Raw genomic sequence first — 20,938 nt, 5'->3', positions numbered from 1 at the left:
TGCCTGAGAGCCAAAATGGCCTTCGCGAGCAATAGGGGCGCTTTTCGTCATGCCTGAAGACAAGACCAATACTCTCAGCTTTGAGACCAATCCGTCTCATAATCCGACGGGCAAACCATCTGGCAAGCTCTGGGATGCCATCATTCTGGGGGCCGGTGCTGCGGGGCTCATGGCCGGGATTACGGCATCAGGCCGTGGCAAACGCGTGCTTGTGCTTGATCATGCGCGCAAGGCTGGCGAAAAGATCCGCATTTCAGGCGGAGGGCGGTGCAATTTCACCAATCTTGACGCCAGCGCCAAAAATTACATCTCGAACAATCCGCGTTTCTGCATTTCAGCCTTGAAGGCCTATACGCCAAAGGATTTCGTCAAGCTCATTGATCAGCACGCCATTGCCTGGCACGAAAAGGCCGCCGGGCAGCTTTTCTGCGATGAAAGCGCAAAAGACGTCGTGGCCATGCTGCTTGATGAACTGGAGGCCGCCGGAGGGCGTTTGCTCCTTGGCACGGAGATCAAGGTTGTCGAGCAGCGCGACGGGCTGTTCCATGTCGCCACAAGCCGGGGCAGCGAGCAGGCACGCGCCTTGGTCGTGGCAACTGGTGGTAAGTCGATCCCGAAGATGGGCGCCACAGGTCTTGGCTATGACATTGCGAAACAATTCGGCCTTGATGTTTTGCCCACGAGAGCTGCCCTTGTGCCGCTCACCTTCTCGGATAGCCAGAAGACATTTGCTGCCGGGCTCGCCGGCCTGTCTGTGGATGCGGAAGTGCGGTTTGGCAAGGTCCGGTTCCGCGAGGGACTGCTTTTCACTCATCGCGGCTTATCCGGCCCGTCCATCCTGCAAATATCGGCCTATTGGCAGGAAGGCAGACCGGTTACTATCGATCTGGCTCCGGATGGCAATTGCCTTGAGACCCTGATCGCTGCGCGCAAGAGCAACCCCAAGCAGGATATTGCCACCAGTCTGTCTACGTTGCTTCCTAAACGGCTGGCCAAGGCCATTGCCGAACGGGAAGGCATCAAGGGCCATATTGCCGAGCAAGGCGACAAGATGCTGCGCAAACTCGATGAAGTCGTGCATCGCTGGCAGGTGGTGCCGGTTGGCACCGAAGGCTACCGTACCGCAGAAGTGACGCTCGGGGGCGTTGATACCAAAGGGCTTTCTTCCAAGACCATGCAGGCCAATGCGATGCCTGGCCTTTATTTCATTGGCGAGGTGGTGGACGTGACCGGTCAGCTTGGCGGTTACAATTTCCAATGGGCCTGGGCGTCCGGCGTGGCGGCAGGTCGTGCGCTCTAGCCTTCACAGTCCTGTAGAGCTACGCCATCCATCATATAACCGCCTTGGCAGAAAAGGCTTGCAGGGCGTAGCGAATTGATCTCAAATCGGCCTGTCTGCGTACCAACGCCAGACGGGCTGCACTGCTCGACAGGCAGTCTTTCTGGCATTCAGGCAAAAAGACAACCTCGAACCGATCCAAGACCGACCATGAGCAAGATGATCAAACCGGACCTTTCCGCTCCCGTGGATGGGCGACAGTCTGAGCGTGCGCTAGAAATTCAGCGCGGCACAGGGCGTCTTTTACGCCGCCACGGCTTTGTCTCCCTGCCAGAGGTGACACTCAAGTCAGGCCGTCGGGCCGATCTGTTGGCCATCAACACCAAGGGCGAAATCTGGATCGTCGAGATCAAGTCCTCGCTGGCCGATTTCCGTGCCGACAAAAAGTGGCCTGATTATTGGGATTTTTGCGATCGCTTATTCTTCGCGACCAATCAGGAAACACCTGAAGAGATCTTTCCCGAGGAAGCCGGCCTGATCATTGCTGATGCCCATAGCGCCGAAATCATAAGGGATGTGGAACAGCGCAAGCTGGCAGCAGCACGCCGCAAGGCCCTGACGCTGCGATTCGCTCAAATCGCTGCCTCGCGTCTGCATGCGATCCATGATCCGGGCGTGCCGACGCATATCGAGCCAGCCAAATTGTAGTAAAACAACGTCCCAAGCCGCATCGAAAGATGCGACCAGACCATGGTTAGGAAATGCGTTTGCTGAAAGCGGCAGAAGTACCAGAAGCAGCCAGACGGGCCGGGCTTTAGCGCGGAGCGCGCTTGGCCAGAATACGCTGCAATGTACGGCGATGCATGTTGAGCCGGCGGGCGGTTTCAGACACGTTGCGATCACACAGCTCATAGACCCGCTGTATATGCTCCCAGCGCACGCGGTCCGCCGACATCGGATTTTCCGGCGGCTCGATCTTGACTTCACCATCATTCAGCAGAGCGGCAAAAATATCGTCCGCATCGGCTGGCTTGGCCAAATAGTCGACAGCGCCGAGTTTGACGGCCGTTACCGCTGTGGTGATATTGCCATAGCCGGTGAGCATGATTGTGCGCGCATCAGGATTGGAATCGCGAATGGCCTCGATGACGTCCAGACCATTGCCGTCGCCCAATCGCATGTCGACAACAGCATAACGGGGCGGCTCTTCTTTCACCGTGGATAGGGCTTCGGCAACATTATCTGCAGATTTTACCGTGAATCCCCGGCTTTCCATTGCGCGCGACAGGCGAATGAGAAAAGGCCGATCATCATCTACCAACAAGAGATAGCCCGGCTGGGTGCTTATTCCTTGTTCAGTTACTGTCATTTCTGCTAGTCCTGTCATGATTGCGCGTCTTCCATGTCTTTAAAATACGATATCCAAAGGGGTGTGGCAATCGGTCTCGCTTTTAATCTAGCATCGAATTTGCCGCTTTTATTGATCTGCCTCAAGCAAAAGGCGGGGCCAAGTGATTTCGATTACTGCTCCACTGATTTCGTTTATCTTTTTTGACACTATTTCCTTTTGAACTGTTCCACTCCTTCGAATGGTTACTTTGGCGCCGCTGCGCTCAAGCAAGGTCTTGGCAATGAAATAGCCCAAACCCAACCCGCCACCATTGAGCCCCGACTTCTGCCTTCGTGCCAAATCTGGCCCGGAGGTTGCATCGCGATCCACTTGGCCTTTATCCATGCGGCTTGTCACAAAGGGATCGCCAAGGCGCGTCATGATTGCCTCGGAAAAGCCCGGACCATCATCGCCGATCACCAGCGTTATGGTGCTATCGGTCCATTGCGATTCAAGAACGACCCGACTGCGTGCAAAGTCGACGGCATTCTCCACCAGATTGCCCAGTCCGAAGAGCAGACCGGGATTGCGCATGAGAATGGGTTGATCGCTTTTATTCTCTGGGAATATACGTTCGATCGTGACATCCGGATTTTCAAAAGGTTCGACAATTTCCGAAATGAGCGCCTCGAACTGCATCTTGGTGAAATTGCTGTGATCATCGCCAGAAAGAGAGCGCAATTTGCCGAGAATGTCGCGACAGCGCTCGGCTTGAGAGCGGATAAGCGACACATCTTCAAAGATCGGATCATCTTCCAAGAGCTCATGTTCAAGCTCTTTGGCCACTAGCTGGATCGTGGCCAGCGGCGTTCCCAGCTCGTGGGCGGCAGCCGTTGCCAAACCGTCAATGCTCGTTAAATGCTGTTCGTTGGCAAGAATAAGCTCGGTGGCTGAGAGGGCGTTGGCCAGTTGATGGCCCTCGCGCGCAATGCGTGAAGTATAGACACTCAGGAACAGCATGGTCACGATGAGCGCAATCCAGATGCCATAGACATAAAGCTTGGGCAGATCGGGCGGCGTGGCCTCGGCCCATGGCAGGGGATGATGGAAAAAGATAAGCGCGGTGGCGATCAGCGTGATGAGGGTGGAAAGAAAAGCGGTAAAACGCGCCGGTTGCATGGTGGCTGAAACCACTGCGGGCACCAGAAGAAGCAACGCAAACGGATTTTGCAGGCCCCCCGTCAGATAAAGAAGCCCGCCCAACTGGGCTGCGTCATAGCTCAAAAGTCCAGTCGCCGGCGGGGGCGACAGACGCACGCTCTTGCGAAAGCGCATCTGCAAGAACAGATTGAGCAGAGCCGAAAGCCCGATCAGATAGAGGCAATAATGGGCAGGATATCGATAGCCAAATCCTTCCGAAACAGCGAGAACAGCGACTCCCTGGCCACCAATGGCCAACCAGCGCAGCCGCACAAGCGTGTCGAGCTTTATTTGTCTGTCTGCAAATATCGGATCGGATGAAGAAGCAAAAAGCATCGTTTCCCGTAGGCTCTTCTGGTCTCAGAAATCATCATGGCAGTCGAAATCTGGCTGAAAACAGCAGGCGTGATGACCCTTGACCCCTTCTGACAAGGTTTTGTTTCTATAAAAGCTGCAAATACTTGATTGTTTCTATCGCAAATTCCGCTCCACAGGAATGCCTTTGAGATGACACTTTGGTGAAAAAGAACCTGTCGGTGTAAAACGACGGAATTCAGCGGCCAACCAAGGTCGAATCTTGACGTGCGAATGGTAGGTTTTGCGCCGTTTCAAGACCTGAAGGCAAAAATATATTTAACAAAAAATATCTTGAACTTCGGTTTTTACTTACCCACCTCTTGTTGTGTGAGAGAGCGTTGAACAGTTTAGAGATATTCATGAGGGAATACTTCAAGTTCAATGCATAAATGAGACGTAAACCATTCGAAAGGAAGACAATGTCACACAGTGCAACAGCCAAATCATCTTGGAAGGGTTCTCATGTAGCTCTGATGATACTTGGCTTTATTCTCTTCTGGCCGCTTGGTCTTGCAATGTTGGCCTATATTATCTGGGGTGATGAAATGCGTGAAATGTTCAAGGACTTCAAGACGAGAATAGACCGCGAATTCAAAGGCTCAGGCTGTGGCCATCGTCATCGTCACCGTTCCCATGGGTTTGAAAGAACCGGCAACGTGGCTTTTGATGAATACCGCAAGGCAGAGCTGGAGCGACTGGAAGAACAGCGCCGCAAACTGGAAGCGCAGAAAGAAGAATTCGAAGAGTTTCTGGCCGAACTGCATCGTGCCAAAGACAAGGAAGAATTCGATCGCTTCATGGCAGCGCGCCACAATGCCAACCAATATGGCCCGGCAGGCGGGTCCGGTTCGGACAATCCGTATCAAGGCTGATAGCTTCAAGACCGGAAGCAACGAAGCGGGACAATGGTCCCGCTTTTTTGTTGATGCATCGATTTTGTTCATCAGACCTATCTATAAATCCCTACTTGCAATTTTCGCGGATTTCCCCCATTTTAGCGCAGCTCAGCCCAGGTGTCCTGAGGTGAGCCTTGTTCTCGGGGCGGGGTGAAAGTCCCCACCGGCGGTGAAAGAGGGGTGTTAACGCAGTGCGACAACCCGCTCTTGCAGCCCGCGAGCGCGTTTGGAAGGTGGCTCATGGTCTCTTTCGAACGGTCAGCAGATCTGGTGCCATTCCAGAGCCGACGGTAACAGTCCGGATGAAAGAGAACGTGACAAAAGCATGTTTCATCAGGAGGCTCTCCCGGTGAGATAAGGCTTAGCTGTCCGTGCGTCCTGATTCTTTTGGCTTTGGTTCACTCATCCGCAATGGATGAGGGATCTGTTTTAGGTATGCGAAATGAATCAGATTTCCCAATCTACCAACGCGGCGACCGTGCCACTGATGCGCTCAGGCGCGGTGTGGGGCGCCATCTATATGGTTCTGGCTGGTCTTGCCTTTGCCCTCGTCAATCTCTCAACGCAATATCTGACGATGAAGCTGGGCGTCAGCTCGCTGATCGTCGCTTTCGGGCAATATTTCATTGCCTTTTTCTTCAGTTTGCCATGGTTGCTCAAAGTTGGTCTCAAAGCGGCTCGTACCAATCAGGTGGGCAAGCATGTAGTGCGCGTGGTGTTCGCCGTGCTGGGCACCCAAGCCTGGACAGCGGGGTTGGCTTATGTGCCCATCTGGCAGGCCATCGCCCTGATCATGACATCGCCGTTCTTTGTTACTCTCGGGGCCTATATCTTCCTGCATGAAAAGGTCGGACCTCATCGATTGGCCGCGACCATCGTGGGCTTTGTTGGTGGCATGATCATTCTGGCACCGTGGTCCGATGCCTTCTCCCTGCACGCGCTTTGGCCGGTTGTGGCGGCTGCCTTCTGGGCTGCGACCTCTGTCATGACCAAGACGCTCACCGATGACGAGGCGCCCGAAACTGTGACCATCTATCTGCTCTTGCTTATGAGCCCGGTCAATGCCTTCATGTTGCTGGGTAGTGATCTGGTGATGCCTTCCATGCTGGCTTTGGGCGTCATCGTGCTTTCCGGCCTGCTGGTTTATCTGGCTCAGCTCTTGTGCGCTCGGGCCTATGCGATCGCGGATGCGGCTTATGTGCAGCCATTTGACCATGTCAAACTGGCCTTCAACGTGCTGTTTGGCTGGGTGGTCTTCGGCTTTGCGCCGGTTGGCCAGTTCTGGCTGGGGGCTTTACTCATTCTGGCGGCCTCCTTCTATATCCTCAGGCGCGAAGCGCGAGACTATTAAGCCGACAGAGCCCCAAACAGGCCCAGACAGGTTTTGGCTTGCAAGCAAAGACGAGTGATACAAGATGCAACGAAGGGGCCTGTGTGGCCCCTTTTTTCTTTTCATGGACATGATTCTTCAATAAAAACAGGAGCAGTAGATAGCATCAAAGGAGGTGCGACATGGCCCGTAGCGACCAGAAAAATACAGACCTGCTTCTGCGTAGCAAATGGATTGATGACAACAGCAAAACCGGACAGATGGTGCTGAGCCTGCTCGCCCCGCCGGATGCGGCCTTTCCGGCCACTGTGCGTCTGGCCTATACGGCAATCACTCGCATCCCGCCTGAAACCGAGCTGATCGGCGCTCACTATATTGCACGCACGGCCAACTATCATGAGCTGCAGCCTCTTGCGCCCCTCAAGGCAGGCCCAGATGGGTTGTTGTGGCAGATCACGATCCCTGTGCTTTCTCACAAGCCGAACCACTGCACCGACGGGCCGTCCTCGGCCTTCCTGATTCTGCCGGATAACAGCACCATCGATATCGATTGCGACCCCTTGCGCCCCGAGAATGAGACTGCTGAGGGCAGTGATGAACAAGCGGATGTCGCGACAAAGGCAGAACCCTCCTCACAGACCGCTCCAACCGCACCCATGTTGGCCATGCTGCCAATGCCCAATCAAAGCTCGGTAGCTGCATGGCGCGAGGCTGCACCCTCAGCTTTTGCGCTGGATGAGTCTCTGAAAGATGTCGGCGACAGAGTGAACGCGCTTTACATCAGGCTCTTTGGCGAAAAGCCCCCCTTTGGTGAAGCGTCCTCCAGCATCACGCTGCGCCTTGCCACTGATGGCGGGCAGAGGGCAAAAGATGACGCGCGGGCAGGGGCCTACAGGCTGACTTTCTCGGACAAGGAGATTGTCATCAACGCCGATGACAAGGGGATCTTCTATGCTCTCATAGCCCTCGCCCAAATCTGGCGCGGGGCGCAAAAGGAGCCAGCGCTGTTCGCGTTCCCCGCCAACGGCACGATTGAAGATTGGCCAATCCATGATTGGCGGGGCATGCATCTGGATGTCTCACGCCAATTTTATAGCGCAGAAACCGTAACGGCCTTTCTGGATTGTCTTGCGTGGCATCGGCTGAACCATTTCCATTGGCATTTGACCGATGACGAGGGCTGGCGGTTGGAAAGCAAAATCTATCCGCACCTGACCGAGATTGGCGCTTGGCGCGGCCACGGGCTGGCGCTTTTGCCCCAGCATGGGGCTGGGGCTGCGCGCTATGGCGGCTTTTATACGCAAGAGCAGGTGCGAGATATTCTGGCCCATGCAGCAAGCCTGCAGATCGACGTCATGCCTGAGGTGGATGTACCTGGCCATTGTCACGCGGCCATGATGGCTCTGCCCGAACTGATTGACCCCAGCGCCATGCAGGGCAATGCCTCGGTGCAGGGCTATGTCAACAATGCACTCAATCCCGGCCTTGGAGCGACATGGCTGTTTCTGGAATCCATCTTCGGCGAGTTGGCGGATCTCTTCCCTGGTGCCTGCGTCCATATCGGCGGCGATGAAGTTCCCCATGGTGCGTGGGTTGGCTCGCGTGGCGCCAACAGTTGGGCAAAGGCCAAGGGGCTGCTGGATACCGATGGCAAGCCGGACAGCATGAAGATGCAGGCCGCTATTTTGCGTTTTGTGGTCAACCGTCTGGAGGACGCAGGCAAGGTGCCGTTCGCGTGGCAGGAAGCGGCCAAGGGCGGAGGCGTCGACCCAGAAAAGGTCACCCTGATGGCCTGGATGAATGCTCAGAGCGCTCGCGATCTGACCGATCAGGGCTATCGGGTCGTCATGTGCCCGGGCGAGGTTTACTATCTCGATATGGCCCAATCGACCAATTGGCAGGAGCCGGGCTTGAGCTGGGCTGGCACGTCGAGTCCGGCCGATACCTATCAGTTTGATGCGCAGGCATCTTTGGGCAAGAACAAAGATTTGCTTGTCGGCATTCAGGGCGGGATCTGGAGCGAAAATCTGATCAGCCGAGCCCGCTTCAATCATATGGTCTTCCCGCGCCTCTCAGCCATTGCTGAAAGCGCATGGACACTGCCAGAGCATAAGCAATGGTCAAGCTTTGAAGCGCGTCAGCGCCTCATGCCAACCCTGCCTGAAACAATCAAGGCATAGGGCATGTCATAGATCGGGCAGCCAATAGCCTTTGCAAGCTTACGCCCTGCGGTTGGCTTCATATTGCCCGCCGGGCCGATAGGACCAGAGATAAGAGGGGATAACGGCCTCAATGGCCAGTGGCGTGATGCCGATCCCCTCAAAGGTCCGGTGTTCCAGACTGGCCTGCTCGGAAACCACATTGTCGCTCTTGAGCAATGTCACCTGATCCCGCGTCAAAGCCGGCTTCATGGGCAATTTCTCGAAAAACCATCCCATGGTCGAAGCCATCCAGAAAGGCAATGGCAGCAACGGCCGTTTACGGTGAATTTCATCCAGTGTCATGGCGAGAAGCTGTTTGAAGCTTTTGATTTCCGGCCCACCCAGCTCATAGGTCGCACCCGCGTCAAGATCTCCCTTGACTCCCAGCGCAATCACCTGAGCCACATCGCCCACGAAGGCGGGCTGGAACTGGGTGTCTCCACCACCCACAAGAGGCAGGAAGGGCGACAGCTTCGCCATGGAAGCGAACTTGTTGAAGAAGTCATCTTCCGGGCCGAACAACAGCGATGGGCGAACGATAATGGCGTCTGGCAGGGCGCTGAGTACTGCTTGCTCGCCCTTTGCCTTGCTACTGGCATAGGCGGAGGGCGAATTGATATCAGCCCCGATCGCAGAAATCTGCACCATGCGATCGATGCCTGCCTTTGCGGTCTCCTCGGCAATCACCTTGGCACCAAGATGGTGCTGCCCGTCAAAGGTGGCCTTGCCCGTTTCATAAAGAATCCCGACCAGATTGACGACAGCATCACTGCCCTCAATCGCGTGCGCCACAGAAGCCGGGTCGCGCAAATTGGCCTGTATCGGCATGATTTGTCCCACGGTGCCCAGCGGCTGGAGAAAGCCTGCGAGGTCTGGGCGACGGACCGCGACCCGAATGCGATACCCCTCATTGGCCAGCGCCCGCACCACATGGCGCCCCAAAAACCCTGAGCCACCAAAAACTGTAACAATTTTTCCTGCCTGACCGGTCATGGTGCTTTCTCCTGATTTGGGCTTTATACGCAAGCGATTGTGGCCCGTATCCACCCATCGCAAGGAACTTGCTGCAACCTACTGTGTTTCTATACGAAAATCCACGCACATACATCTGGGCATAAGTCGACATCTGTGATTTTTCCCCGCGCGAGTAGGGGCAAGATCATCATCTGATCGGACTTTTTCACCGTTCCAAACGAAAATAAACAGGAATGATGTGAATTGTGCATTTTTTCAAAATCTATGCGTTGACAATAGCATGCAGGAGCCGTAAATACCCCCTCACACCTTAAGTGCCCAGGTGGCGGAACTGGTAGACGCGCTAGCTTCAGGTGCTAGTTTCTGTATGGAAGTGGAGGTTCGAGTCCTCTCCTGGGCACCATTCATCCTCAAAATTGAATGGTCACAAAGAGTTAAGCTCTTTCAATGGCTTGGTTGTCACCCGGTGGTACAAACGGGTGGTACAATGGTCCTCTCAATGACCCAACCTTTCAAGCATCCCAAGACCGGCATTTACTACTACCGCAAGGTCGTCCCAGAGCCTCTCAGAGCTGCAATTGGGAAACGGGAAGAGAAGCGTTCTCTCAAAACAAAAGATCCCCAGATCGCTAAGCAGAGGCATATTGAAGTGTCTCTGGAGATTGAGCGCCATTGGGCCGCTCTCTCAGAACCTGCGACCAATCTCTCCAATAAACAGATCGTTGCCTTAAGCGGCATTCTCTACCGGGATGCGACTGAACGCTTTGCTGAAGAGCCGGGAAGCCCTGAGACATGGGAACATCTGAAGCGTGTCGATAAACAGGCAAGGGAAAAGGGGAAACTTGACCAATGGTACGGCCAAACGGTTGACGAGCTTTTGGCCAAAGAAGGGTTGAATGTCGATGGTCCTAGTCGTGAGCAATTGCTCCGAGCAGCTAGTGACGCCATCCTTCAGGCCATTGGGCAGCTTCAACGCAATGCTGGTGGGGATTATCGACCAGATCCAGATGCTGAGCGGTTCCCAGAATGGAAAGCTGAGGACAGCAACCAAGGGGCAGCCTTATCAAAGCGAAAGCAATCGAGGGAGAAAGTCACCATTGAAGAACTGCTGGAGCGGTGGTGGAAAGAGGCTCAGGCTGCTGGACTGTCTCCCAAAACCTATCAGTCCTATAGCAGCGTTATCATTCGGCTAGTCAAGTTCCTGAAGCACAATGATCCTCGTCGTGTGACGCCCGAAGATATCGTGGCTTACAAGGATGCACGATTGTCCGAGGTCAATTCGCGAACGGGCAAGGCAATCTCAGCCAAAACAGTCAAGGACTCAGACTTGGCTGGCCTGAAGACAATCTTTGGTTGGGCCAAGGTAAACCTATTGGTGCCTTCCAATCCAGCTGAGGGGATTACCCTGAAGGTCGGCAAGCGTGTTTCCGTTCGTCCCAAAGGTTTTACGGACGAAGAGGCTAAGCGCCTCCTGACGGCGTGTGATCATGTTCAACGTGGCACCATGGGCGAGAAGATGTATCTGGCAAAGCGCTGGATACCGTGGATTTGTGCCTATACGGGTAGCCGAGTTGGTGAAGTCGCCCAATTGCGCAAGCAGGATGTTCGCAAGATCGGTGAGACTTGGGTGATCAACCTTACTCCAGAAGCCGGAACCATTAAGACCAAGACTGCAAGGCAGGTGGTAGTTCATGAGCATCTTCTGGAACGAGGATTTGCAGAGCTGATCGACAATGCCGCAGATGGCTATCTGTTCGTGAGCGTCAAAGGAAAGAGGGTCAATCAGGATAACCCGCTCGGATCTATAAAGGCTGTCACGAACAGAGTGCGCGATTTCGCCCGAGAAGTCGTTCCAGATCCCCAAGTGCAGCCCAATCACGGCTGGAGACACCGCTTCAAGACTATCTGGATGGATCAGGGCCTTAACCCACGTATCTGTGACGCCATACAGGGGCATTCATCAGGCCGTGTGTCTGATGATTATGGCGATGTCACCATCAAAGCTCAGAAAAGGGCGATGGACAAGATCCCGAGACAGGTTTGACGGCAATGGCATCTGCAACGGATTTGAGAATCTGTTGTTTTTATCATGCCCTCGACTGCGACTGTATAGACGCTGCGGATCTTTGCTGTGACTCTCATTGGCTTTCCACCATCCTAGTCTTGTGCCGCCTCCAGCTTCCCCGCTCTATCTATGCGTGTTAAGCTTAAACAAAACATCCCTAATCTGGATCAATTAGCATGTCTGAAGAAGAGAAAGGATCGGAAGATCCATTCTGGAAAATTATCAATGAGCACCAGAAGGGCATTAGTAAGCTCTCTGAAGCAGGCAGTTGGCCTCCTGAAATTGCCGCTGCGAAAATTCAAGCTGAAGAGAGCCTAAGAAACTTCTTCCTAGAACGACTGTTGTCGGAGCGGAACTTCATATATCGCCGAATTCAAGAAGGCGAGTTGCACTCTTTCGACGCCACTATTCAGCATGGATTGAGTGCTCTGCGAACTGTAACAATCGTCAATGCTGCGGCCATAGCCGGACTCTTAGGGGTGTTGCCAAATCTGAGGAGTCCAACTGGAGACGCAATAACGTTTCAAGAGATCCGCTGGACTGTGGTTCTTTACTTCCTCGGTTTTCTATTTGGAGCCTTCGCTACCGGCTTCGCATATTTTGCCCAACAATTTTACACCTACGCAACGGCGGCATATCAAATAACGTGGGCTTGGCCTTATGCCACTGAGCACAAGGGGCGTGGGCGAGCGGCTCTCTGGGGGCACATAATAACGGGCATTTCGATTGTGCTGGTCGTGTCTTCCTATGTGTTTCTGACCTGGGGCTCTCTTAAACTTTACTGGGTTTTGACATGGTGACTCCGGGCTCTATCAATTGGTAGGCAAATTGATAAAGAGAAAGCTATTTGATCAGGGGGGGCGCTGCGGCTAGAGCTGTCGGCATTGACACTAATAGTTACATCTATCCGTTGTGCTTAAAAAGCTTCTGCCTGCCATTCTGTGCCTCTGTGGCCATCTCTATCATTTTTCTGCCTCCCCTGTGTGGAGCATATAGTTTGGGCCGTGAGCTAACCACAGTTGGACGGAGTACTTAGTCGGTCGATTTTGCAATCAGCAAAGAAGGTTGTGAACTCAAATTCGCATCAGATAAAGGGGAATTCACGTGATGGCGGCAGATCTGACGAGGGGACCTGACAGTTAGTTTGCATTGGATAAAGGGGAATTCTTTGAGGGTGGTATCTGGTACAGGTCAGAGGATTCGCTCCTCGACGGCTTTGGGCAAGATACAAGACGAAAAAGGTTGCGTCCTCGCCAACACAGGCACGTTCGATGGACGCCCTTCGAAGTGCTATGCCAAAATTCGAAAAAGGAGATCTTCAACCATGCCTCGTAATTCGACCGAGATCACTACTGTCGCAGAAAGCAATGACCGATCCGACGTTACCTTGTTTGCGCCTGCCAAGTCCGGCCCTCACATGCAGACGATTACATTTCAAACCAAAGAAGGAGCTTGCCTTACCGTCCGAATGCTGGAGATTGAGGGTGAGCCTTGGTTCGTTGCTGCTGATGTCCTTAAAACATTTGGCATGTACATGAAGGCTGACGGTTCAGTTAATACGGGCAATGCAATTCGATGCCTCGATGAAGATGAGCATACCCTACATCAGATAAAGGGGAATTCTCGTGGTGGCGGGACACGCAGGTTTAAGGCGCTCGTTATTTCAGAATCCGGTCTTTACAAGCTGGTGATGCGCTCTGACAAGCCCGAAGCAAAGAAGTTCCAAGATTGGGTTACTCGTGATGTTCTGCCGACAATCCGCAAGACAGGCCAGTATAACGCTTCTGCTGCTGCGGCGGTCAAGGGAGAGATGAGCCTTGAGGAGATGACCCAAAACGTCCTTGAAGGACTGAAGGCGCAGGTCGAGCTGGAGAGTGAAAAGAATGAGCGCCTCGCACAGCGGAATGTGAGCCTAACCTAGGTTGACCTAAGCCTGACCCCGGTTACCGTGTGGGAGCTCTTGGAATTCTGCCTCAATATCAAAGCCGCTCCCATACTGACATTTAGCAGGGAGTGGCAGCCACCTAGCTCAGAGAGCAGATGGACATAAGGAACCGCACGGGTACAATGAGTGGGTCAATAAGGGACAAGTGATCAAGAGAAACCATCTTAGTGATGACTATGCTCTGTATGTGCTTCATGGAGTCACTGAGCAGCATTCTCAGATCACAGCAAACAGACACCTGAAGGACCAAGAAAGACCTCCAGCGGCTCCTCTGAGTCATACAGAGACAAGCCTGATGTCGGAGACCATGTTGGAGGATGTTGGAGGAGGATGGCACCCTTGGGCACCGTCAGGCTGAACCTTTTATCACCTCATAAAGACAAGCAATAACAATGGTTTGGAGATGGGAAAATAAGGTTGCGTCCTCGACAGGGTGGCCGAAGGCACTTAGGGTTCACCTTAAGGTGTAACTATAGTCTACCTAATGATTACCTTAAGGTACCTATAGGTGCTCCATTGGTTTCCCAAGGGTGTAACCACCAACACCATCCCTTCAAGAATGACCTGATTGAGATCCCTGCTGTGCTGTCCCACTTTTCTGCACCAAGCAGGTTGATCTCTCAGGTTCCCTTCCTGTCTTCCCCAAAAGCTGCCCCTTTGGTTGCTCCTTGGCTGTACGTTCCTTTCCAGCCTTGAAGAGTGACCAGTCTGCAGCAACCGCTATCCGTTCTCCCTCTTGTCTGCTGTCTCAAGGTCTTCCGCTGGTGTTCTTTCAGCGATCGTCTTCAGTTGGGCTTGAGGGATGACCTGAAGGAGATCAAGGCTGCTCTCTGGTGATGCCCAAGGATGACTCCAGGAATTTCAGACATAATTTTCTGAGCCACCAATCGGATTAACAGCTCAGGCGACTACCCCCGTACCGGTCCCCGAACTGACTCAGACCGGCAAGAAACATCACCGAGGCAGCCCCTTTGCTCCCCGAAGAGCGGTCTCTGCTTTTTCGAGAGGTGACATGAAGGTGAGGTCAAAGGCTGTCTCGTACATATGAGGGGGGCTGCCCTGCTACATGCCCCACAAGGCCAGTGACCTCTCACAGGTCTCCGGGGTATCCTTGATGCGATAGATGGTCTGCCTCGTCAGGCCGGTCTCCTTGGCGATGTTGGAGATAGTGGCGGAGCTGGCCAGCATGTCTTGCACCTGCATGAATTGCTTCCTGCTGTATGTTGGCTTCCTGCCCCTGTACTTGTCCTCCTTCTGCTTGGCAGCCTCGATACCAGCTCTTTGGGCAGCCTTGCGGGTCTCTGTCTCGGCTTGTGCCATCGCAGCCATAAAGCCAATCAGGGCATCCCTTACAGCCACCGTCATGGGATCATCCTTGGAGCCGTCAAAGGTCATCCCGTTGATAACCGTCTTGATGGTTACACCACGTCTGAGCAGATCCCGCATGGTGTCGGTCACGTCATCGTAATTGCGGCCAAGACGGTCAACCCAACGGACAACAAGGGTGTCTCCAGATCGGAGGAGATCGAATAGTCGCTTGCCTTCTCTCCGCTCACAGAGCCGAGTTGAGACACCAGACACGCCGTGGTCAGACACCATATCATCAATCTTGAACCCGGCCTCTTTGGCTTGGGTGATCTGATGGTCTAGGGTCTGGTCTGCGGTGGAGACACGAGCATAGAAGATGGTGGTCATGGCGTCCTTTTGTTTTGTCCATATGGATTATGACCACATAAATGCATGTCCAGAACCTAAAATCAACCCTAGAGGACGCACTTTAGGAGACGCATTGGTATGTACGCACAGGTATGGGCTAGGAGACGAGTGAGGGCGCTGATGTGGAAACGGGAGAAGGGAAGCACGGAACCATTGCAGTTGCTAACCATGCTGCAGCCGATGGCCTTTGAGCGCTAGACCTATGGGGGACGGGGTAACTCTGCTCATACGGCTATACGAATACTGGCTCAGAAATTTTTTCAAAACCAAAGGCACTTTTTTAGGCCGGGGCTGTTCCCTTTATTGATTTGTTGAAGACCAATCTAATTGCAATTGGGATTCTAGTAGATATTCGTACACAGGCTGAACCCGTGATGGAGTCTAGAGTACATCGAACTTAAGATAAGCCTACATAGATGATGTATGAATTGGAAGTCGATTTACAGCCATGCAAGTTTGTGAGCGCTGCATAAAGTTGCATTGATTTGACGGTTCAACTTGAATCTCCCTGCGGGTCAATTATGATCATTGATACACAAATTTCCCATTTTGAGGCGTGTCATCATGCGAAACTCATACTCGTTGTTCTCGGATCCCAATCAAGCAATCAGTATTGATCATCGGCTCGTCAATTCGTTCCGATCTCATTTGGTTTATTTGTTGTGCACGAATCACAAACTATCCTTTACTGACAATCAAATCCTGACATCCCGCAATTTGCGTTGGCTTTTGCGAAATGATCCGACATTCATTGAGTTTGTGGAGGCGGGAGACTTCGTATTCTTGATGCGTTCGTTCAAAGGAAATCTTCTCAGCATTGATGAAGTTTATCAGCAGTTTGTTAACAGCAACAAGTTTGATGAGGCAGTATTGCCTGCCTCTTCATTTCATAGCAGAAGCCAAGAACTGATTTTGGTACAAGAGAGAGGGATTAAAGAGGCTTGGCACTATGAAAATGTGGCCAATTTCTACTCCAAAACAGTGCGCAGTGTGCTCTTAGGAGAGGCTTCTGCCTCGTTATTTTCCGCTACGGAGCGGACGGTTCTTCAAGAGCTTCTTGAGGCAGAGATTCTACGCAACAAAGCGATTGATGGTGAAGACGTTGAGCAAATTGGTCGCATCTACTTAAACAAAAATCTTGCAAATGATTTGGCAAGTGAAGTTGGCGAAATTTCGGAAGCCCAGCGGATGTTCATTGATCGCGTTGCAGATGCGGCTTATGTGTCTAACCTGCCAAGAGCATATTCTCTTTCACCGGTTTATGCACCAAGTCAGGCTGAGTATTTCGATCTTGTTCGTGATGTGTCGATTGGGGAGACTGAAGAAGAGACAATCCAACGTGAGGAAGTGTGCTTGACTGCTGAATATATTGCAGGTGCGTTAGCTCGTTTTCAGTATGATGACATCGCTGCAATCAGATCTTCGGTTGCGTTTAAAGTTTTTAATGAATTGTCGGAGTTTGCCTCCGAGCCAGTGAGACAGCGCGATGAAATTGAACTTGCATTTATCGAACTCCGTAGAACGATAGAGAACCGCATTATTAAGAAGTTTGGGAAACCTGCTAATGCGCAAAAAGCTGATATTACTACGATTAAAAAGCGGTGGTCTTTGGCTGATGATGCAACATCGGAGATGCTTAGTTTTTCTGTTTCTTCAGCTTTAAGTGCGCTTGGAGTCGCGCTGGCAGGTCCAATGGGGATAGCTGCTGGAGCATTTGGGACATTTACGGTTTCTAAATTGCGCAAGCGAGTCAACCAAGATGAGTTTAGGCTAAATGAGATTAGCGAAGCGCAACGGGAAATCCAGCTCCGTAAAATTGGTGAGAAAGTTACGTTTCCTGAGTTCCCCAAACTGGTCAAGGTTACAGAGAAAATTGCCGGAAACCGAAATCGTAATGAAGTCGTAGTTAATCCAAATCAAGCTCCGACCTGACTAGCATTAGGCTAGCAACTGTTAGCGGATCGAAAATGCCGTTTAAACTGGCTGTATTTGCATCGAAATTTCTTAGGTCGATCCAGAAGGCCTTTCCGAGCACTTCTGAGGCTTCAGGATTTGATGGGCTAGTGAGTTTTGAATGAGCAATAGCGTGGAACACATGCGTCTTTTTTGCTTGTCCGAATGAGATTAGTGAACGGATTGAAACGAGATTGGTTCCTGTTATCCCAGTTTCTTCTGACAATTCACGCAAGGCCCCTGACAATGGCGTTTCATTTACTTCACCAAAGCCCTGAGGAATTTCCACGGAGGCATTTTGCTCTTTGTAGCGATGGTTTTCAAGTAATAGAGCCTCAGATCCTTTTGTTATAACGATGGCCACACCGTATGGGGCAGTCCACTCTTTAAATATGTATGTTCCGGTTGATCCGTCGGGAAACTGGACCTCGTCATTATATAAACGTAACCATTTGTTTTCAAATACGAGGTTTTCGCGGATAGTACGAATTTGTCGTTTAGTGCTCATAGAATTTTCTCAGTTAATTGGCCCGAATTCGCTAAACCTTTCCCTTATGCATAAATCCTTTGCGAATGGCAAATTGGGTCTTATTCCAACATGCTGTACACAGTAAGAGGTCTCTCGTAGCGTGGTACGAAGCAATTATTGCAAATTATCTAATATAGTATATATTTCAATACTTTATGATGGTGTCTAGGGTGGGGTACCCATCGCGCCGGGATCATTCTTCATGGGAGCCTGTCTTTTCGCCTTCCTGCCTATATCAGTGTCTTTTCGACATTGTGCACAGAAGCTCATCACGGGGTGCAGCTGATCGCTACGATGCTGCTTTTCAACGACGATACGAGCTCAGCGGTCTCATTGAATTTCTCTGCCCCCGTGCTCTCATAATCAGACTGTGAGAGGCCTGCGATAAGCAGATGCCCTGCGAGTAGCTGGCTTTTAACTGCGAAGTTGACATTCTGAGGCACGTCACCGGTCAAGATCATCATTCTTAAGGCGTTGAGCTTGGCGCTGACAATTCCGACGACTTCTCCGCTTCTATTGACAAGCGGACCACCCGAGTTTCCCGGCTGCACAGGGGCAGAAATGGTCAGGTAGCGCCTATCTCCCTGAAGTCCTGCCAATGTGCTCACAACACCGGTGGTCACGCTCAGATCACTGCTGTTTTCCGAAAGGAGGCCTCTCAGTGGATATCCAAGAGCCAAGATGTCCTCTCCCAATTTGGCACCGGAGATGTTCAGTTTGAGGGAGTGGAACTGGCGATCTCCCTTTTTCACTTGCAGCACAGCCAGATCGTTTGTTTCATCAACCTCGATGATCTGCGGAGTTCCCCAGCCTTCGACATCGAGCCTTGAGCAGCCTTTAACGACATGAGCGTTTGTCGCTATATACCCATCATCACTGACAAAAAAGCCTGTTCCGGAGGAGGGCCCTTCTTTTTCTTGACTTGGCACTGCTTGTGATGGGGATTGCCTGCGATCTTCCAAGGCTCTGGCTTGTTTTGGTGCGGACCTGACGTTGTCGTTACGACTTGAATATGGGCTAAACGCATTGGACATGAGGATGACAACTGGAGACATAATCTGATCGAGCTGGTGCTCATATGCCACCGAGAAGCCCCGTTGATCCAAACCGTTCGTGTAGAAGCGCGAATAGAATTTTCGTGATTGTTCAACGCCAGTCACAACGAACCAATTGCCATGAAAAGTTGAGTATGTAACTTGCCTTCCCGAGAGAGATACCATCCTGTCGTAGACCTGCTTTAAGCTACGTTTGGGGCGATCAATACGTATGGTTTCGACTTCTAAATCGTGCAGAAGACTGTAGAAACGTGTCCCTCTTCTAGTGTCTTGATACTCGTCTAAATAAGCTAAAGGCAAAAACAGACCAAAGCCCGCACGGGCATCGTAATGGTTCTGAATGTTCAGTCTGTCAAATACCGTGTTGGCATCATACTTCAATTGAACCAATTGTTTATCCGTCAGCATTCCTGTGGGGTTTGCCCCCAAGGCTTTCTGATAGCGCAGTATCGATCGGATGGATCTGTTGCCAATGTCGCCGTCAATCACGCCATCATAATCGCTGGTCAAGATAAGATGAATCTGCAGATGCATCCGTTCTTCTTGCGTCATTGATTGGAAATACCAAGAACGGATTGTTCGGCTGGAAGCTGCAGTGGTCGGGCTAGGCAATGCGATGGTCGCGAAGGCCAATAAGTTTACCAACACAAGAAGACGCAAGAGAATACGGTAGACTGACATAGCGAACTCAACCAAAGACTGCATAGCAATAATCGTGCAAATCCATTTGCCCTGCAAGGCTCAATTCGAAGTATTTTATCTCAACGTTGAATATGGCGATGGTGTGAATTCAAAAGGTTAGTCAGACAGGCAAAATGCGATAATGGTGCTAGCTGGCAGCTCGACAGAAGTCCAAAACGGTGGTACAAAGCAGCTCTGATGAAAAGAATTTAAATATTTGAAAATAAACAATATATCGGGTTAACTAAGCCAATCCTCTCCTGGGCACCATTCATCCTTAAAATTGAATGGTAGAAAAGAGCAAAGCTCTTTCAATGGCTTGGTTGTCACCCGGTGGTACAAACGGGTGGTACAATGGTCCTCTCAATACCCACCCTTTCAAGCATCCCAAGACCGGCATTTACGACTATCGCAAGGTCGTTCCAGAGCCTCTCGGTGCGTTGTCAGGAAACGGGAAGAGAAACGATCCCTCAAGACAAAAGATCCCCAGATACTCAAGCAGAGGCATATTGAAGTGTCTCTGGAGATCGAGCACCATTGGGCCGCGGGGGCTTCAAATCCGCAGATGACAAGAAAAGCCCGCAAGAGGGTATCTCACGGGCTTTGATCGAAACACTATCCGAAACACCGTTAGCTAATCAGATGCGACGTTCGCCTGCTTCAATGCGCACGGGGAAAAGATTCTCGCGCGGCGGCAGCGGGCAGACGGCATGGTGGGTGAAGGCACAAGGCGGATTGATCGCCCGGTTAAAGTCAATCACGACGCTATCTTCAGTCACCTCTTCGCCGAAGATGAAACGGGACTTTTCATAGGTGTCATCCATGGACGTCAGGTCGCGGATTACAAATTGCGGTCGATCAGCGGTGCCATAGGTGGAGAGCAGCGCCATCTGATGTCCGGCGAATTCAAACTTCGCCACATGCGTGACCGGCACCTTGACCGGCAACCCGATGATGGTGTCCAGCGTCAGGTCCATCGGCTCGGGCAGCTTTTCCCAGCGCGCGGTGATTCTGAGGGCAGGATCCAGCGGGAAAAACTCAATACCAACGGGCTGCTGGCGTTTTTCTGACTCCTTGTCGCGAATACGAAGGGCACGCAGCTCGTTGCTGACAGTGATCTCGAGAAGGAAGCGATCACACTCCCACGAGAAGGTTCCTGCGGCCCGATCAAGCGCGATGGCTTCGCCAGCTGTTGGCTCGAACAGCCCGGTATCATCGCCATTGAAGGTCAGCGTACCAAGGCTTTCTGGGCCAACGGGCAGCTGAATATCATTGGTCAGGCCTTTGCCTATGGTCAGCTTGCCCGGCGTCAGCCACCAACGGCCAACCAGATTGAGCCAGCCATTTTCGGCTGTGAGCTTGTCCATGCGGGTTTTGAACCATGCCTCATGGGCGGCTTTGAAGTCTGATGAAACTGTCATCGTCG

At 52.1% G+C, this 20,938-nt stretch carries 16 protein-coding genes, 1 tRNA gene and 1 riboswitch; of the genes, 10 read left to right on the top strand and 7 right to left on the bottom strand.

All coding sequences use genetic code 11. The features are described 5' to 3' along the window. Positions 1-169 precede the first annotated feature (169 nt). Together ACKPCT_RS16395 and ACKPCT_RS16390 are read left to right on the top strand one after the other, a co-directional pair. Positions 170-1,300, top strand: coding sequence for a BaiN/RdsA family NAD(P)/FAD-dependent oxidoreductase (locus ACKPCT_RS16395; RefSeq protein ID WP_407652493.1), 1,131 nt, complete (start codon positions 170-172; stop codon positions 1,298-1,300). A gap of 189 nt (positions 1,301-1,489) precedes the next feature. Further along, positions 1,490-1,987, top strand: coding sequence for an MmcB family DNA repair protein (locus tag ACKPCT_RS16390; RefSeq protein ID WP_319567423.1), 498 nt, complete (start codon positions 1,490-1,492; stop codon positions 1,985-1,987). Between the two features lie 106 nt (positions 1,988-2,093). Here ACKPCT_RS16390 and ACKPCT_RS16385 read toward each other — a convergent pair whose 3' ends face one another. Together ACKPCT_RS16385 and ACKPCT_RS16380 are read right to left on the bottom strand one after the other, a co-directional pair. After that, on the bottom strand, positions 2,094-2,648 hold the full coding sequence (locus tag ACKPCT_RS16385) for an ActR/PrrA/RegA family redox response regulator transcription factor (RefSeq protein ID WP_244544584.1): 555 nt from the start codon (positions 2,646-2,648) through the stop codon (positions 2,094-2,096). A gap of 108 nt (positions 2,649-2,756) precedes the next feature. Further along, positions 2,757-4,145, bottom strand: a complete 1,389-nt coding sequence (locus tag ACKPCT_RS16380) for an ActS/PrrB/RegB family redox-sensitive histidine kinase (protein WP_319567422.1) — start codon at positions 4,143-4,145, stop codon at positions 2,757-2,759. A gap of 440 nt (positions 4,146-4,585) precedes the next feature. On the opposite strand from ACKPCT_RS16380, the gene ACKPCT_RS16375 reads away from it, so the two are divergent. From ACKPCT_RS16375 to ACKPCT_RS16365, 3 genes are all read left to right on the top strand, one after another. Continuing rightward, positions 4,586-5,038 carry a DUF2852 domain-containing protein gene (locus tag ACKPCT_RS16375; RefSeq protein ID WP_090069024.1) on the top strand — a complete coding sequence of 151 codons (453 nt, stop codon included), beginning with the start codon at positions 4,586-4,588 and terminating at the stop codon, positions 5,036-5,038. A 156-nt stretch (positions 5,039-5,194) separates the two neighbouring features. Further along, positions 5,195-5,380, top strand: a riboswitch (FMN riboswitch). Between the two features lie 124 nt (positions 5,381-5,504). Beyond that, positions 5,505-6,413: a DMT family transporter gene (locus ACKPCT_RS16370; protein WP_090069025.1), complete on the top strand. Its 909-nt coding sequence runs from the start codon at positions 5,505-5,507 to the stop codon at positions 6,411-6,413. Between the two features lie 161 nt (positions 6,414-6,574). Beyond that, positions 6,575-8,572 carry a beta-N-acetylhexosaminidase gene (locus ACKPCT_RS16365; RefSeq protein WP_319567421.1) on the top strand — a complete coding sequence of 666 codons (1,998 nt, stop codon included), beginning with the start codon at positions 6,575-6,577 and terminating at the stop codon, positions 8,570-8,572. Between the two features lie 39 nt (positions 8,573-8,611). Here ACKPCT_RS16365 and ACKPCT_RS16360 read toward each other — a convergent pair whose 3' ends face one another. Then, a complete protein-coding gene (locus ACKPCT_RS16360) occupies positions 8,612-9,586 on the bottom strand; it encodes a complex I NDUFA9 subunit family protein (RefSeq protein ID WP_319567420.1) in 975 nt (324 codons plus the stop codon). A 298-nt stretch (positions 9,587-9,884) separates the two neighbouring features. Here ACKPCT_RS16360 and ACKPCT_RS16355 point away from each other — a divergent pair. The 4 genes from ACKPCT_RS16355 to ACKPCT_RS16340 all read left to right on the top strand — a co-directional run bounded on the left by ACKPCT_RS16355 (position 9,885) and on the right by ACKPCT_RS16340 (position 13,554). After that, positions 9,885-9,971: transfer RNA gene (locus ACKPCT_RS16355), tRNA-Leu, on the top strand. Positions 9,972-10,067: 96 nt separating this feature from the next. Further along, positions 10,068-11,612: a DUF6538 domain-containing protein gene (locus ACKPCT_RS16350; protein ID WP_319567419.1), complete on the top strand. Its 1,545-nt coding sequence runs from the start codon at positions 10,068-10,070 to the stop codon at positions 11,610-11,612. 197 nt (positions 11,613-11,809) lie between these two features. Then, a complete protein-coding gene (locus tag ACKPCT_RS16345) occupies positions 11,810-12,433 on the top strand; it encodes a hypothetical protein (RefSeq protein ID WP_319567418.1) in 624 nt (207 codons plus the stop codon). Between the two features lie 524 nt (positions 12,434-12,957). Continuing rightward, entirely contained in the window at positions 12,958-13,554 is a 597-nt protein-coding gene (locus ACKPCT_RS16340; RefSeq protein WP_319567417.1) for a BRO-N domain-containing protein, read from the top strand. 1,086 nt (positions 13,555-14,640) lie between these two features. Here ACKPCT_RS16340 and ACKPCT_RS16335 read toward each other — a convergent pair. Next, positions 14,641-15,273: a recombinase family protein gene (locus ACKPCT_RS16335; RefSeq protein ID WP_319567416.1), complete on the bottom strand. Its 633-nt coding sequence runs from the start codon at positions 15,271-15,273 to the stop codon at positions 14,641-14,643. Between the two features lie 804 nt (positions 15,274-16,077). Here ACKPCT_RS16335 and ACKPCT_RS16330 point away from each other — a divergent pair. Beyond that, positions 16,078-17,226, top strand: a complete 1,149-nt coding sequence (locus ACKPCT_RS16330; RefSeq protein ID WP_319567415.1) for a hypothetical protein — start codon at positions 16,078-16,080, stop codon at positions 17,224-17,226. Here the strand turns inward: ACKPCT_RS16330 and ACKPCT_RS16325 are convergent. The 3 genes from ACKPCT_RS16325 to ACKPCT_RS16315 form a co-directional block, all read right to left on the bottom strand. Further along, positions 17,201-17,755, bottom strand: a complete 555-nt coding sequence (locus ACKPCT_RS16325) for an NUDIX domain-containing protein (protein ID WP_319567414.1) — start codon at positions 17,753-17,755, stop codon at positions 17,201-17,203. The two genes, ACKPCT_RS16330 and ACKPCT_RS16325, sit on opposite strands and share 26 nt — an antisense overlap. Positions 17,756-18,045: 290 nt before the next feature. Further along, positions 18,046-19,569, bottom strand: a complete 1,524-nt coding sequence (locus ACKPCT_RS16320) for a S1C family serine protease (RefSeq protein WP_319567413.1) — start codon at positions 19,567-19,569, stop codon at positions 18,046-18,048. Positions 19,570-20,150: 581 nt separating this feature from the next. Further along, positions 20,151-20,933, bottom strand: a complete 783-nt coding sequence (locus ACKPCT_RS16315) for a DUF1684 domain-containing protein (protein ID WP_090069028.1) — start codon at positions 20,931-20,933, stop codon at positions 20,151-20,153. Positions 20,934-20,938 lie beyond the last annotated feature (5 nt).

Origin of the sequence: Cohaesibacter marisflavi (assembly GCF_963665895.2) — a bacterium.
GTDB classification, from domain to species: domain Bacteria; phylum Pseudomonadota; class Alphaproteobacteria; order Rhizobiales; family Cohaesibacteraceae; genus Cohaesibacter; species Cohaesibacter marisflavi.
The sequence above is the reverse complement of the archived record's forward strand: the minus strand, read 5'-3'. Positions and strand labels throughout refer to the sequence as shown.